General features: G+C 44.1%; 12 protein-coding genes. 6 read left to right on the top strand and 6 right to left on the bottom strand.

Annotated features, from left to right (window positions below; genetic code table 11):
* Positions 1 to 190: 190 nt before the first annotated feature.
* From AC5JPO_RS04160 to AC5JPO_RS04145, 4 genes are all read right to left on the bottom strand, one after another.
* Positions 191 to 985 (bottom strand): ABC transporter ATP-binding protein, encoded by a 795-nt coding sequence (locus AC5JPO_RS04160; RefSeq protein WP_443524455.1) that lies wholly within the window; start codon positions 983 to 985, stop codon positions 191 to 193.
* A 64-nt stretch (positions 986 to 1,049) separates the two neighbouring features.
* Positions 1,050 to 1,949, bottom strand: a complete 900-nt coding sequence (locus AC5JPO_RS04155) for an ABC transporter permease (protein WP_493852610.1) — start codon at positions 1,947 to 1,949, stop codon at positions 1,050 to 1,052.
* A gap of 446 nt (positions 1,950 to 2,395) precedes the next feature.
* Complete coding sequence (locus AC5JPO_RS04150; RefSeq protein ID WP_493853352.1) at positions 2,396 to 3,436, bottom strand: ABC transporter substrate-binding protein; 1,041 nt, start codon at positions 3,434 to 3,436, stop codon at positions 2,396 to 2,398.
* Between the two features lie 77 nt (positions 3,437 to 3,513).
* Positions 3,514 to 4,557: an ABC transporter substrate-binding protein gene (locus AC5JPO_RS04145; protein ID WP_493853351.1), complete on the bottom strand. Its 1,044-nt coding sequence runs from the start codon at positions 4,555 to 4,557 to the stop codon at positions 3,514 to 3,516.
* 578 nt (positions 4,558 to 5,135) lie between these two features.
* Between AC5JPO_RS04145 and AC5JPO_RS04140 the strand changes: the two genes are divergently transcribed.
* Positions 5,136 to 5,519 (top strand): hypothetical protein, encoded by a 384-nt coding sequence (locus tag AC5JPO_RS04140; RefSeq protein ID WP_493853350.1) that lies wholly within the window; start codon positions 5,136 to 5,138, stop codon positions 5,517 to 5,519.
* Positions 5,520 to 5,635: 116 nt separating this feature from the next.
* Here AC5JPO_RS04140 and metG read toward each other — a convergent pair whose 3' ends face one another.
* Together metG and AC5JPO_RS04130 are read right to left on the bottom strand one after the other, a co-directional pair.
* Positions 5,636 to 7,729, bottom strand: coding sequence for a methionine--tRNA ligase (gene metG, locus AC5JPO_RS04135; protein WP_493853349.1), 2,094 nt, complete (start codon positions 7,727 to 7,729; stop codon positions 5,636 to 5,638).
* A 359-nt stretch (positions 7,730 to 8,088) separates the two neighbouring features.
* Positions 8,089 to 9,504, bottom strand: a complete 1,416-nt coding sequence (locus tag AC5JPO_RS04130) for a GntP family permease (RefSeq protein ID WP_493853348.1) — start codon at positions 9,502 to 9,504, stop codon at positions 8,089 to 8,091.
* A gap of 431 nt (positions 9,505 to 9,935) precedes the next feature.
* Between AC5JPO_RS04130 and AC5JPO_RS04125 the strand changes: the two genes are divergently transcribed.
* From AC5JPO_RS04125 to apbC, 5 genes are all read left to right on the top strand, one after another.
* Positions 9,936 to 11,276 carry a short-chain fatty acid transporter gene (locus AC5JPO_RS04125; RefSeq protein ID WP_493853347.1) on the top strand — a complete coding sequence of 447 codons (1,341 nt, stop codon included), beginning with the start codon at positions 9,936 to 9,938 and terminating at the stop codon, positions 11,274 to 11,276.
* Positions 11,277 to 11,496: 220 nt separating this feature from the next.
* Entirely contained in the window at positions 11,497 to 12,210 is a 714-nt protein-coding gene (locus AC5JPO_RS04120) for a CoA transferase subunit A (RefSeq protein WP_493853346.1), read from the top strand.
* Between the two features lie 139 nt (positions 12,211 to 12,349).
* Positions 12,350 to 12,979: a 3-oxoacid CoA-transferase subunit B gene (locus AC5JPO_RS04115; RefSeq protein ID WP_493853345.1), complete on the top strand. Its 630-nt coding sequence runs from the start codon at positions 12,350 to 12,352 to the stop codon at positions 12,977 to 12,979.
* A 156-nt stretch (positions 12,980 to 13,135) separates the two neighbouring features.
* Positions 13,136 to 13,936 carry a 3-hydroxybutyrate dehydrogenase gene (locus AC5JPO_RS04110; RefSeq protein ID WP_319050163.1) on the top strand — a complete coding sequence of 267 codons (801 nt, stop codon included), beginning with the start codon at positions 13,136 to 13,138 and terminating at the stop codon, positions 13,934 to 13,936.
* A 212-nt stretch (positions 13,937 to 14,148) separates the two neighbouring features.
* The gene (apbC, locus tag AC5JPO_RS04105; protein WP_493853344.1) at positions 14,149 to 15,372 is read left to right on the top strand and encodes an iron-sulfur cluster carrier protein ApbC; all 1,224 of its coding nucleotides are present in this window, start codon (positions 14,149 to 14,151) and stop codon (positions 15,370 to 15,372) included.
* The last annotated feature ends 7 nt before the right edge of the window (positions 15,373 to 15,379 follow it).

Here is a 15,379-nt window from a genome sequence, read left to right as displayed (position 1 = left end):
ACAGACCTCATAGATAGATGACAATAGCGGAGCATTGATAGACAACAACTATATAATGGTCAACAGAAACTTCATATGATCATTAACTATAGATAACAAAAAACCTTCAAGAAAAATCAATTCTCTTGAAGGTTTTAGGAGGCGTTAAAACAGTTATATCTGCTACGTAAAATTCATAAGTTGAGAAGCTTTAGCTTAAAATTAGACTGTCGTCTTCGACCTTTTCGCCACGTGTTTGCTCGAACATATCTAACAAGTCATGTACGGTCATGCCTTTACGAATATCTCCAGAGACATCCAAGACCACTTGCCCTTGGTGCAGCATCACGGTGCGTGTACCATGTGCCAATGCTTGCTGCATAGAGTGCGTCACCATCATGGTAGTGAGTTTGTTATCGGTGACGATTTTGTCTGTCAATTCTAAAACGAAAGCGGCAGTCTTTGGATCAAGCGCTGCAGTATGTTCATCAAGCAACAAAATCTTAGAGGGCTGCAAAGATGCCATCAGCAGGCTTACGGCTTGCCGCTGACCACCAGAGAGCAGACCCATACGGTCGGTCAAACGATTCTCTAGACCTAACTTCAATACTGATAACTTTTCTCGGAACAGGTCGCGGTTGTCTTGGTTAAGTGCAAACTTCAAACCGCGTTTGCCGCCGCGCTTATAAGCCAATGCCATGTTTTCTTCGATAGTCAGGGCTTCACAAGTACCTGCCATTGGATCCTGAAAGACGCGAGCAACCCAGTGTGCACGTTGATGGGCAGATTTTTTGGTGACATCAATGCCATTGAGCAAGATTGAGCCACTATCGACGCGCGTTGTACCACTGACGGCGTTCAAAAAAGTCGATTTACCTGCGCCATTGGTACCAATGACGGTGACGAACTCACCATCAGCGATATTCAAACTGATACCACGTAGGGCAGGGTTTTCGATAGGTGTGCCCGGATTAAAGGTCAGCTGTAAATCGGTGGCCTGCATCATAATCGTTATTCCTTATTGTCTCTTCAAGCGTTGCAAGTGTTGTGAACATTTGCTTTAACTGTCATTAGGCGCGAACCCTGCGTGATAAAAACTTCGTTTTTGCTTTTGGCAATACCAAGGCTAATACCACGAGTAGTGCAGTAATCAAGTTCAAATCCTGCGGACCAAAACCGATACTACGTAAGGTATCGCTTGATAGCGCCACCTGAATGAACAGCTTGTACAATACCGCACCGACCACAACAGCAAAGGTAATCAGCCAAATACGCTTGGCAGGAATGATGGTCTCACCAATGATGACCGCTGCTAGACCGATAACGATGGTACCGATACCGATAGAGATATCAGCGCCGCCTTGGGTCTGGACAAATAGCGCACCCGCTAAGGCAATCAAGCCGTTAGAAATCGCCATACCGATGATGGTCATCCATGAGGTATTGATACCTTGCGCCTGTGCCATTCTTAAGTTTGAGCCAGTAGCGCGCATCGATAGCCCAGTTTCGGTGCTATAAAACCAGTTTAAAAATAACATCGCGAGCGCGACGACGACACCGATAATCAGACAGCGCATCCAATAACCATTGCCGTCAGTGACTAAGCTACTAAATACCGTCGTCTCACCAAGCAAAGGTAGGTTTGGCGCACCCATAATGCGTAGGTTGACAGAATATAGAGCGACCATCACCAAGATACTAGCGAGCAGTTGCAGGATACCGAGCTTGACGTGCAGCCATGCGGTGACGATACCAGCGACTGACCCTGCTAACATACCAAAAGCACAGGCGATCCACGGGTTGATACCAGCGACGATAGAAATGCCAGCGACGGCGCCGCCTAACGGAAAACTACCGTCAGCGGTCAAATCAGGAAAGTCGAGTGTACGAAATGAAATCAGCACACCGAGTGCGACTAGGCCATAAATCAGACCACTTTCAAGCGCACCAAAAAAAGCAATTAAAGACATAAGAGATCAGTAAGTCATAACCCAGTGTCTAGCGTATGGTATCAAGATAGGTAAGTGGCAATGGCCAAAACCCTCTACATGCTAAACAGCTAAGCGGTGAATTTAACAGATTAAGCAATCTGCGGTTAGGGTAAACCAAAACAGGTCACGATTAATAACGATCATAAGTTACCTTGGTTTAAAGCTCTGATTCAAGCAACAGCAATATTCGATGAGGTAAAGTGTATTTTACGCAACAAGTACCAGATAAGCCACAAGCTAAATACCGCAATATACGAAACAAGCTTATTGAAATAGGCGTTACTGAAACAAGAAGCCCAGCCTACTGATTCATAGCTGGGTTTCTTGTCTAACATTTAACATCGAAGCATAAGATAGACGATCAATTAATAAGCGTTACGGCTATCTTATAACGGCTGCTACTCTGAGCTAAATATAAAGGTGCGTTATTCTACCACTTCTTTTGCTTTATCGATAACCGCTTGTGACAAAGTAATGCCTTCTTCTTTGGCATGTTTTGGGCTGACATATAGATTAAGCGCTTGCGGGGTATAAACAGGGATAGCGCCTGCTTTTTCACCGTTTAAGATACGCACAACGATTTTGCCCGTTTCACGACCAAGCTCATAGTAGTCTACGCCTAGTGCAGCAACGGCACCGCGCTCAACCGAGCTGGTATCCGATGCGATAAGCGGGATTTTGCTTTCTCTTGCGATTTGATAGAGTGACTCGTACGCAGACACCACATTGTTATCAGTCGACGTATAGATCATATCGACCTTGCCTTCGAGGCTACGGGCTGCCATCGCAATATCATTACTACGCTGTGCTGGCGCTTCGAGTACATTGATACCTAGCGGCGTTAGTTTCTCTTTTAGGTTCTTTAGGATAACAGTCGAGTTGACCTCGCCTGGGCTATAGACATAACCGACGTTCTTTAGATCTGGAATGATTTGACGCATCAACTCGATTTGTGGCTCATATGGTAGAGCATCTGATGCGCCTGTGACATTGGTACCAGAACCATCTAGAGTAGGTACGAGCTTGGCAGCTACTGGGTCAGTTACCGCAGAGAATACTAATGGAATACTGCTAGTAGAAGCGGCAACAGACTGTGCAGATGGCGTGGCGATAGCAACGATAACATCTGGTGCGTCAGCGACGAATTGCTTAGCAATCTGTCCTGCAGTCGCCGTATTACCCTGCGCGCTTTGGAAGTTAACCGTTAGGTTTTCGCCGTCCTTGAATCCTGCTTCGTTCAGTTCATCAATGACCCCTTTACGCACATCATCAAGCGCTGGGTGTTCGACGATAGCAGTGATAGCGACTGTCTTCATCGCTACCGTATCACCGCCTACTGCACCATCAATAGTATCCGGATCATCTGTTGGCGACTGATTACAACCCGTCAAGATAGCGGTGCAGACGCCGCCTAATAAGATAGCTTTGCCAAAATTAAAACGACCAAAACGATTTTGAGACAACATGGGTTTTACTCCTAAAATAATAGTGTGTCCATACACTATATAAATAATGAATGTGCTAATGGATAGCTGAATACTTTTTATTTGGTATCAGTATCGACATTGATGGCATTTTTTAGCAAGTCTGCTGGCAAGTTGGCACCTTGTGTTTTAGCGTGCTTAGGACTGACATACAAGGTCAGATCGTTCATGACTTCAGGCTCGATAGTATTGACGGCTTCACCGTTTAATACACGATATACCATTTTGCCTGTGGTACGTCCAAAGTCATAATCGTTGACACCAAGAGCAGCTGTGGCACCGCGTTTCACACTGAATTCATCAGATGCGATAATCGGTAGTTTTAACTCATTTGCTGCTTGTGTCATTGCCTCAAAGGCAGACGCGACGTTATTGTCAAATGAGGTATAAATAATATCTGCACGCCCCTGCAAGCTACGCGTTGCCATACCGATATCGGTTGGGCGATTGGCAGGAATATCTAACAACGACAGACCTCGTGCTGGTAGGGCTTGTTTGAGACTCTCTCGCAATGATACTGAGTTGGCTTCGCCTGGGCTGTAGACATAGCCTATTGTTTTTAGGTCAGGCTTTATCTGCTGCAATAAATCCAACTGCGGCTCTAGCGGCAGCTGACTTGATAGTCCTGTCAAATTGCTTTGAAAAGGTTTGCCATCTTCGGTGATGAGCTTGGCACCCAGTGGGTCTGATACAGCGGTATAGATAATAGGGATCGTGGTGGTCGCCGCTACAATCGACTGAGCCGATGGTGTCGAGATAGCCACGATAGCATCCGGATTGTCTCCTGCAAACTGCTTGGCAATCTGTCCGGCTGTCGCTGTATTGCCCTGTGCACTTTGAAAATTAACCGTTAGGTTTTGACCTTCCACATAACCATTATCTGCCAATTCATCAATGATACCGCGGCGCATATCATCTAATGAGGGATGCTCAACAATTTGGGTAATCGCAATGGATTTGGCAGGCTTGTCTGTAGCGCTACTATTTTCAGTTGTCGCTGTAGTATCAGTAGAGGAGTTTGAACAGCCGATGAGGCTAAGTGTGCTAACGGCACTAAGAGCAACGCCATATAGGCTCAAGCGTAGAGTAGAAGCAATAGTCATTATTAGATTAACTCATAGGTTATATCAATCACAAAAGTCAAATGAGTGCTATCAGAGTGGTAGCGACTACTTGTAGTAGTGCTCAAACCATCTGTTAGACTCTATTTTTGATTTTTGAAAAAGGATATTGGAGAATGCAGATTAGCCGAGTCAATGCTATGTCGATAACGAGATAGCAGGCTAACCATTAAATACAGTAATCGTTCCATCGATTATTATGTTCATATTATGACAGCAATGTAAGTTATCGCAATAAAAAATTAAAGCGCGTTCGTCATAGGAGTAACAGGTAAACACGTTGACGAGCAGCGTAAAGGCTTATTTTAGAGAGGTCATCATAAAGTAATACCTTTTGACTGAACTTTATACTCAAAAAAATGATAATAAAAAACTTACATGCGCGCAACCTATCTATCACGTACCCGCTTCATTGTTAATGTAAGCTCATTTTAATACGGTAATGCTAATGCGCTAATGCATATAACATTCAAATCATCATTGTAATGAAATAATAGATATGTGATGCGCTCTACTGCTTACCTACTAATTTTTCAAATAACTATTTTAAGGATGACATGATGAATATCGCTAATCTCAAGCTATTAACTATCGCTGGTATTACGGCCACTTCTTTAGTTTGCCTACCTGCTATGGCAAAAGACAATAACGGTAATGGTAATGCCAAAGGTAAGCATACTTATAGCAGTAAAGATTATAAACAAAACGGTAATGCCCAGCCTAATATTAACGCTTATCGTAATGCGAGCCCAAACGCTTCGTTCAAGCGTGACCTTGATAAGTATGGTTATAGAGTAGTCGGCAATATCGACAGAAGAGATTATGATCGTTCTGTCATTTTAGATCGTTATGATGATCGTTACGTTCGTATCCGTACGCCCGATAATAATATTGTGACGGTAATTAATGACACGTTGCAGATCATTGACATTTTAAATAGATAACAAGCTCTAGTCTATTAAGTCAGATATAAAAAAACGGTCTAAATAGACCGTTTTTTTTTGTTCTTGGGTGATTACTTAAATCATTACTTAAGGTAACGTTCCTTAAGTTAACGGTCTTATGCGAGGACATCACCAATGACACAGTTGTCAGGGAGCGTAACGACCGTTAGCTGAGTTTTTGGATTGCCTGTAGAGAGTACCATGCCTTCTGAGATACCAAATTTCATCTTGCGCGGGGCAAGATTGGTGACGCAGATGACTTTCTTACCCGTTAACTGCTCAGGCTCATAGAACTTACGAATACCGCTAAACACATTACGCGGTTTATCTTCACCAACATCTAGGGTGAACTGTAGTAGCTTGTCCGCGCCTTCTACGTGGTTACATTCTAAGACGTGTGCTACTTTCATCTCGACTTTGGCAAAATCTTCGATGCCAATGTAGTCCGTTTGCTCAGCATCAGCATCTGTTGCAGATGCTTTATCTTTTGCGGCAGACTTGCTACTTTCAGTTGCGGCAGGTGCGTCGGCTTGAGTTAACGATGCTTTGGAGTCTTCTACCATGGCTTCGATATCTTTTTCTTCGATACGCTGCATCAATGGTTTGAACTTATTGATTTTATGACCTAATAACCATTCATTACGACTGGCAAAGCTTAAATCATCAAGGTTTAGAAAGTCTTTGGCATTGCTGGTCAGCTCAGGCAATACAGGCGCCAGATAGACCATCAATTGACGGAAGATATTGATAGCAACCGAGCAAACGTCTTGAACTTCTTGTTCAGTACCTTCCTGCTTCGCTAGCGACCATGGTTTTTTGGCATCGATATATTCGTTAGCTTTGTCCGCACATTGCATGATGAGACGCATTGCACGTGAGAATTCACGATTCTCGTAAGCAGCGGCAATTTCATCGCCTGTTTTGGTGATGTCTTCTAATAGCGCTGACTCGACGCAAACCTCTGACAGCATACCATCGTATTTTTTAACCAAGAACCCGGTGCTACGACTGGCGATATTGACGACTTTACCCACCAAGTCAGAGTTGACCTTTTGCATAAAGTCTTCTAGATCTAAGTTGATATCTTCAACTTTGTCAGACAGTTTGCTGGCGAAATAATAACGCAGATATTCAGGATGTAAGTGCTCAGCATAAGTTTCGGCCTTAATAAAAGTACCGCGTGACTTACTCATTTTTTCGCCATTGACCATCAAGAAGCCATGGGCAAAGACACCAGTTGGTGTACGCAATTCGCTACCCGCTAGCATCGCTGGCCAAAATAAGGCATGGAAGTAAACGATGTCTTTACCAATGAAGTGATAGACTTCGGTTTTGTGCTCGTTTTCTTGTGCCCAGTAACGGTCAAAATCAAGCGCTTGGTCCGTGCCTGCGCGCTTGTCACACAAGTTCTTGAAGCTTGCCATGTAGCCAACTGGCGCATCTAGCCATACATAAAAGTATTTGTCTGGCTCATCGCTTGGCGTATCTGGAATTTGAAAACCAAAATAGGGCGCATCACGTGAGATGTCCCAGCTGGCAAGTCCGGCATCAAACCATTCTTGGAGTTTGTTAGCGACTGAGGTTTGCAGGCGATTGTCACTGCGTGTCCAGTCCTGCAAGAACTGCTCAAATTCTGGCAAATCAAAGAAATAATGCTTAGAAGTTTTAAGCACAGGCGTTGCATCAGACAAGGTTGAGTAGGGATCTTTTAGCTCAGTAGCATCATAAGTCGTACCGCAGACTTCACAGTTATCGCCGTACTGGTCTGGTGAATCACACTCTGGACAAGTACCTTTGACAAAGCGATCAGCTAGAAATAATTGCTTTTCAGGATCAAATAGTTGCTCGACATCCTTTGTGCTGATATGACCAGCATCATTGAGACGACGATAAATCAGCTCAGAGAACTGTTTGTTTTCTTCTGAATGGGTGCTGTGATAATTATCAAAATTGATCAGAAACTTTGAAAAATCTGCTTCGTGTGAGGCTTTGACTGAGGCAATTTGCTCTTCTGGCGTGACGCCATTGGCTTCTGCTTTGAGCATGATTGCCGTACCGTGTGCATCATCCGCGCAGACATAGGTGACCTGATGGCCTTGCGCTTTCATCGCACGTACCCAAATGTCAGTCTGAATATACTCTACAAGATGCCCCAAATGGATATAGCCATTGGCGTAGGGCAGCGCACTGGTTACTAGAATCTCACGCACAAAATCACCTATATTTTTATATAAACGGGTTAGTTATCGAACATCTTAAGCGGTTCATCACTCATCGATGCGACATCGTTAATGCTAAAAACTTCTAAAAATAATAAAAATTCAAAAAGTGCGCCTATGATACCGTAATTCAGATAATTTTGTGATATTCCTTGGTAATTACTTCTCATTTGGCAAGCACTAATTAACCACAAACAATAGCCTTGCATTGAATCTGGTCATTATAGATTAGTTATCAATCAGCCATGAAAAAACCCACCAAGCAGTATGCCGAGTGGGTTTTTTATTTATCTATTATTCGTTTAGATACCAGTGGTTAGTCACAATAAATGGCTAAGCGATAATCTACCTTAGAATGAACCAAACATCGTCCCTAAGATAATAACAGCAACCACAGCGACCAATGGAATAACCATCGTAACCATCGCCAAATTTAAATAAGATTGCTTATGGGTCAGACCACAAATCGCTAGCAAGGTGATGACCGCGCCACTGTGCGGAAGCGTATCAAGACCACCTGCCGCCATAACGGCTACGCGGTGCATCAGCTCAGGGTCGATACCCGCATTGACGGCCATTCTTAGATAGTCTTCACCTAATGTCGACAGCGCAATACTCAAACCGCCAGACGATGAGCCTGTGATACCAGCAAGCGTGGTCATCGCGACGGCTTCTGAGATCAGAGGGTTGTCAGGGGTAAGGTTTAAAATGCTATCACGGATAAGAAGGAAACCAGCTAGTGACGCGATAACTGCCCCGTAACCGACTTCTGATGCAGTGTTAAAAATAGGCAGCATAGAATCATAAGTACCGCGATTAATGGTTTTTTGTAGGTTATTCCAATGTCCGATACGAAGTAAAATTAACACCACACACGCTACAACTAATGAGATGATAATTGACCATAGCCCAAGCGATCCTGCGACATTTAAGTCCGGAAACTGAGTTTGCAGGCTACCAAAATCTATCGTTGGAAAAATCACATAGGTCAATAAAGCGTTCAAGCCAATAACCAATACGAGTGGAATCATAGCAACAGTAAATGAGGTTTGATGAGTGTTTAATACCTCAGCTTCTTTCTCAGCGGCACCTATACCACCTACATCCTCTTCATCATGCTGACCATAGCCTTCACCTGCTGCATTGGCTTTTTTGGCGCGCGTTTGTAGCCACATCCACCCACCGATGAACATAATCGTACCACCGATGATACCCAAAATAGGCGCAGCAAAGACGTTGGTATTGTAGTAAGGAATAGGAATAGCATTCTGAATCGCTGGTGTGCCTGGCAGGGCAGTCATCGTAAAGGTAAATGACCCTAGAGCGATGGCTGCTGGAATCAAACGCTTTGGAATGTCTGCGGCTTTAAATAGGTCTTTGGCGATTGGATAGATAGCAAAAGCTACAACGAATAGCGATACACCGCCATAAGTCAAAATTGCACAGACCAAAATAACAGCAAGTATGGCTTTGCTCGCACCGAGCTTTTCGACAACCGTATTGGCAATAGCGGTTGCTGCGCCAGAGTCTGCCATCAAGCGCCCAAACAATGCACCCAGCAAAAATATAGGGAAGAATTTGAGTAAGAACCCACTGAGGGCGCCCATAAAAATATCAGTATAAGCGGGGATGGTACTTAAGAAATCACCTGATAGTAAGACTGCTAGTGTCGCCATAATCGGTGCTAGGATAAGCACTGAATAACCGCGATATGCAAAAAACATGAGTAATAATAGGGTAATGACAATAGCAAGCGTACTAAACATGACTGGCCCTCCTTGGCAAAATTGGCAAAAAAATAAGGCAGCGAGTATGCCGTTCTTATCGTTATAGGTCAATAAAATTAATCAAAATAAGCCTATTTCGTCTGTTTTATCAAACATAAATCCAGATTATCACTTAATTAATAACAGCTATTCTGTCGATCTATATAGCGCATTGCATTGACTCGCGTGCTTTTGGTGTTATTTTCTAGTCGCTACGAAAATAATATGTTAAGTTAGCACAACTGTTTCATGCATGATATAGCGATATAGAATGTATTATTATAAAAAATACGATAATATATAATGTTTGCTACTTATCAGATGCAGAGCGCAGTAAGTGAGCTTGAGTCTGATAGTTACGCAAAGTAAGCGTTAAAAATAAGCAGTAGTCATCCTCAGAACCAAACATCAAATTTACAAGGAATGTGAATATGTTTAGTGCCATTACCAATATGAGCGTGCAGTTAGTCAATCGCTACCTGCCATCTCCATTTGTCTTCTCTATTGTGTTGACACTCATTGCCTTTGCTGTCGGTCTTGCGATTACTGGTCAAGACATGATCGCGATGGCAGGACACTGGGGTAATGGGCTTTGGTCACTGCATAGCTTTGCGATGCAAATGGCACTTATTCTAGTGACAGGTTATGCGTTTGCCAGTGCGCCATTCATTCAGCGTTTATTGGATAATCTAGCCAGTAGAGTCCATTCTCCTACGACTGCCATTATGGTATCGACCTTGGTCGGATTGGTGGGTTCATGGATAAACTGGGGATTTGGTCTGATTATTGGTGCTATTTTTGCCAAAGCACTAGCAAAAAAAGTCGCCAACGTGGACTATCCTTTGCTCGTCGCTGCTGCCTACTCAGGATTTGTGATTTGGCATGGGGGTTTTTCAGGGTCGATACCTCTAACGCTTAGCTCTGGTGGTGATACTTTGCTGACATTGTCAGGCAATACTATGACGGAGGCAGTACCATTATCGGAGACTGTTTTTGCTGGCTATAACTTGCTGATCGTGGGTCTGCTTATCGTTATTCTGCCAATTCTAAACCGCTTTATGCATCCAAAGAATCCTACGGTTATTGATCCTAAGCTCATCAAGGAAGAAGTGTATGTCGCGCCGCAAAGAGACACGCCTGCGCAAAAGCTAGATGATAGCCGTATTATCGCGGTGGTATTGCTAGCCTTGGCATTGATGTATTACATTAGCGAGTTTGGCAGTAACGGTTTTAATCTAGGATTAAACATTGTCATTGGGCTATTCTTGTTCATAGGTCTGCTGTCGCATGGGACACTAGAGCGGTATTATCGTGCCGTCAATTCAGGGATAGGTGGTATCACCGGTATTGTGTTATTGTTCCCGTTTTATGGCGGTATCATGGGCATTATGACTGGCGCAAACGCTGATGGCATCTCTATTAGTACCCAAGTGACCCAGTTTTTTGTCAACTCCGCCTCTGCAGACAGCTTTCCAATTTTTGCATTTTTGAGTGCTGGATTGGTCAACGTCTTTGTACCATCGGGTGGTGGGCAGTTTGCGGTACAGGGACCTGTCATGATACCTGCCGGTATTGAGCTGGGTGTGAGTCCAGCCGTTACAGCAATGGCAGTAGCATGGGGTGATGCATGGACCAATATGATTCAACCTTTTTGGGCCTTACCGCTACTCGGTATTGCAGGTCTGGATGCGCGAGCCATTATGGGCTATTGCCTGATCGTACTTGCCGTATCTGGAGCAATTATTATGGGTGTGTTTTGGCTAGTGGTATAGTCATTCCATTATAAAAGTACTACGGCGTTAACCTCGCTTATACTATTTTTAAATGGAATCGACTGTATAACGTTATAACGCTCAAAAGAAAAACAAGCATGATTCATTTTCGCTGTTGGTTTTTGCCAAGAGCATCACTCAAATGGATAATTGAAACACTTAATTCAGCATTAGTTTGTGCAAGAATTAAAAATATAAACGATAATTATAGGAGACTAGCATGAGTCAATCAAAAGTATATAGCAGTGCTGAAGAGGCGCTAAAAGATGTCGTCAGTGACGGGCAAACGCTTGCTATCGGCGGTTTTGGTCTGTGCGGTATTCCAGAGGCATTAATCGAAGCATTACGTGATAGCAAAGTTAAAGAACTGACCTGTATCAGTAATAACGCTGGTGTCGATGACTTCGGTCTTGGTCTGCTGCTACAAACGCGTCAAATCAAAAAAATGATCTCATCATATGTGGGTGAAAACAAAGAGTTTGAGCGTCAGTACTTAGCAGGCGAGTTAGAAGTTGAGCTAACACCGCAAGGCACGTTGGCCGAAAAACTGCGTTCAGGTGGTGCTGGTATTCCTGCATTTTATACCGCAACTGGCGTAGGTACACTGGTCGCTGAAGGCAAAGAGACACGCGATTTTGATGGTCGCACTTATGTGCTCGAGCACACCTTACGCGCTGATGTTGCACTTATAAAAGCGCAAAAAGCTGATAAAGCCGGTAATTTGATATTTAATAAAACTGCTCGTAATTTCAACCCAGACTGTGCGATGGCTGGCAAAATCACCATCGTTGAAGTAGAAGAAATCGTCGAAACCGGTACATTTGATCCAGATGAAGTACATCTGCCAGGCATTTTCGTTCAGCGTATTGTGCTGAATGCTAATCCTGAAAAGCGTATCGAAAAAACCACGACTAAAGCGGTAGAAGGCGCGTAAATAACAACGTGATCGAAGCTCAATCTTATATAGCATTGATAGTCAGTTTTAAATGGATCATAGTCCAGACAGCTCATTGATTACATAACTGGCTGTCTAAATAATAACAATAGAATATTGCAAAAATAAGGAAACCAACATGGCATGGACAAGAGAACAAATGGCGCAGCGCGCTTCACAAGAGCTACAAGACGGCTACTATGTGAACTTGGGAATTGGTCTACCAACGTTAGTTGCTAACTATATCCCTGAAGGCGTTGATGTGTGGCTACAGTCAGAGAATGGCTTGTTAGGTATTGGTGAGTTCCCTACAGAAGAAAACGTCGATGCAGACTTGATTAACGCCGGTAAGCAAACAGTTACCGCAGAAGCAGGTGCCAGTTATTTTAGTAGTTCAGAGTCTTTTTCAATGATTCGTGGTGGTCATGTCAATTTGGCTATATTGGGCGCTATGGAAGTCTCAGAAAAGGGCGATCTTGCCAACTGGATGATCCCCAAAAAAATGGTCAAAGGTATGGGCGGGGCGATGGATTTGGTTGCAGGCGTACAGCGTGTCATCGTATTGATGGAGCAAGTCAACAAGCACGGTGACCCTAAGATTTTAGCCAACTGCGAGCTACCGTTAACCGGTAAAGGCGTGGTTGATCGTATCATTACCGAGCTTGCCGTATTAGATGTTACGGACAGCGGGCTGAAGCTGGTAGAGTTGGCAGATGGTGTGAGCTTTGAGGCATTACAAGAAAAAACGCCAGTAAACATCATTCAGTAAGCATCGCACGGTAAGCTCTTTATAGTAATGCGACTGTTACTAAATAAATGATCTGTACTACTGAATAAATACGCCACTATGATTATAGTGGCGTATTTATTCAGCTCTGTTTTTATAGTATTCAAATAATACGTTAGACCATGATAAGGAATATATATGGCGACCCAATTACAACAAGATTTGACAGGTAAAGTAGCGTTAGTCACAGGCTCTGCAAGTGGTATCGGCCGTGATATTGCTGAGACTTATGCTCAGGCAGGTGCAGCCGTTGGTATTGCTGATATCAATATTGAAGCAGCACAAAAAACCGTTGATGCTATCGAAGCTACTGGTGGCCGCGCGCTTGCGATTGCTATGGATGTGACGTCAGAAGATGCAGTAAACGACGGTGTGCAAAAGCTGGTCGATGCTTTTGGTGGTATTGATATCTTGGTCTCTAATGCTGGTATTCAGATTATTGATCCTATCGATAAAATGGCATTTAGCGATTGGAAAAAAATGCTCGATATTCATTTAGATGGCGCATTTTTGACCACCAAAGCCGCAATTCAGCATATGTACAAAGCTGATAAAGGGGGCACCGTCATTTATATGGGCTCTGCTCATTCGCATGAGGCTTCATTATATAAAGCCCCTTACGTGACTGCCAAACACGGACTGCTGGGTCTGTGCCGCGTTTTGGCTAAAGAAGGCGCCACGCACAAAGTACGCTCGCATGTGATTTGCCCAGGGTTCGTTAAAACACCTTTGGTCGAAAAACAAATTCCAGAGCAGGCTGCCGAAAAGGGCATCAGTGAAGAGTCGGTCATCAACGATATCATGCTGGTGAATACCGTCGATAAAGAGTTCACGACAGTCGAAGATATTGCTCAGCTGGCGCTGTTTTTAGCGGCTTTCCCAACCAATGTATTTACAGGGCAGTCTATCGTTGCCAGCCATGGCTGGTTTATGAACTAGGATTGATATCGAGTTGTAGCAATATGACTCTTGTATACCACAGCGTCAGACCTACTGGCGTTGTGGTTTTTTTATGCGTCCAATTCAGCTACACTGTCACGATAAAAGGTTTGGTTAAATGCTCATCGACGCTATCGCATCAACAGATGCGCTAAGATATAAGATAAGCCATTCACTAAGCCCACCCACTTTTATAGGCAACAATAATAGCTATGTTTAATTTTATGAAGAAAAAACCCACAAAAACTGAAACGCCTGAGCAGCAGGCAGAGCGTGATAGCGCCGTTGACAAAGTCCTACTAGGATATGAGATAGGCACCGTCAGTATCGCAACGATGGTTACAGGGCTTGAGCGTGATGGCGAAGCACTCACCTTAGACTTGCGTCTACCGCAAGACAGCAACCCTGAAGCTATTCAGCAGGAGCTTGGACAACTGTTACATCCGCACGGTATTACTACGATTCATATGAATGTGCGTCTACCTGCGCCAGAAAAAGGCGCAGGCTCAAGCTTGCCAAAGCAAATGCCGAGAACAACGAACGCGATGGAATCACAGTCCAAGCCGACGTCTAATGCTAATAGTAATGCTAACAATGCTGAGCCGCCGATCACTAAGGCTGCACCTACCCAAGCCTCATTGGCCGCGCACCCTCGTATTCGCCATATTATCGTTGTGGCATCAGGTAAGGGCGGCGTTGGTAAATCAACGACAACGGTCAATATCGCACTAGCACTACAAAAGCTCGGCAATCGCGTGGGTGTGCTCGATGCGGATATTTATGGCCCTAGTATGCCAACGATGCTGGGCGTCGCTGATGTAAAGCCGCAGCTAGAGAACGAGCAATTTGTGCCAGTCGATGCGCATGGCATGGCTATGCTTTCTATTGGCAGTCTGCTCGATGGAGACAGCACGCCTGTTGCATGGCGTGGACCAAAAGCCACAGGCGCACTGATGCAGCTGTATAATCAAACCAACTGGCCACAGCTAGATTACTTGGTGATTGACATGCCACCAGGTACAGGCGATATACAGCTGACATTGGCACAGCGTATCCCAGTCACGGGAGCAGTGATTGTGACAACACCGCAGCATGTTGCATTACTAGATGCACAAAAAGGTGTGGAGATGTTTAACAAAACCAACATACCTGTGCTAGGAGTGGTTGAGAACATGGCACTACATACCTGTAGTAATTGCAATCATACCGAAGCGATCTTTGGTATTGGCGGCGGTGAGTTTATCGCTGAGCAGTACCATGTGCCATTATTGGGTCAATTACCGCTTGCCAGTGGTATCCGTGCACAAGTAGATAAAGGCGAGCCAAGCGTATTGGCTAATGATGAGTTTGCGACTTATTATTTGAACATCGCCAAAAACATCGAAACCAATATCAATAAATTTGCAAAACCTGTCGATGATAAGCGAATTTTCTAGTAGGTAA

This window comes from Psychrobacter sp. H25 (assembly GCF_059076335.1).
The sequence above is the reverse complement of the archived record's forward strand: the minus strand, read 5'-3'. Positions and strand labels throughout refer to the sequence as shown.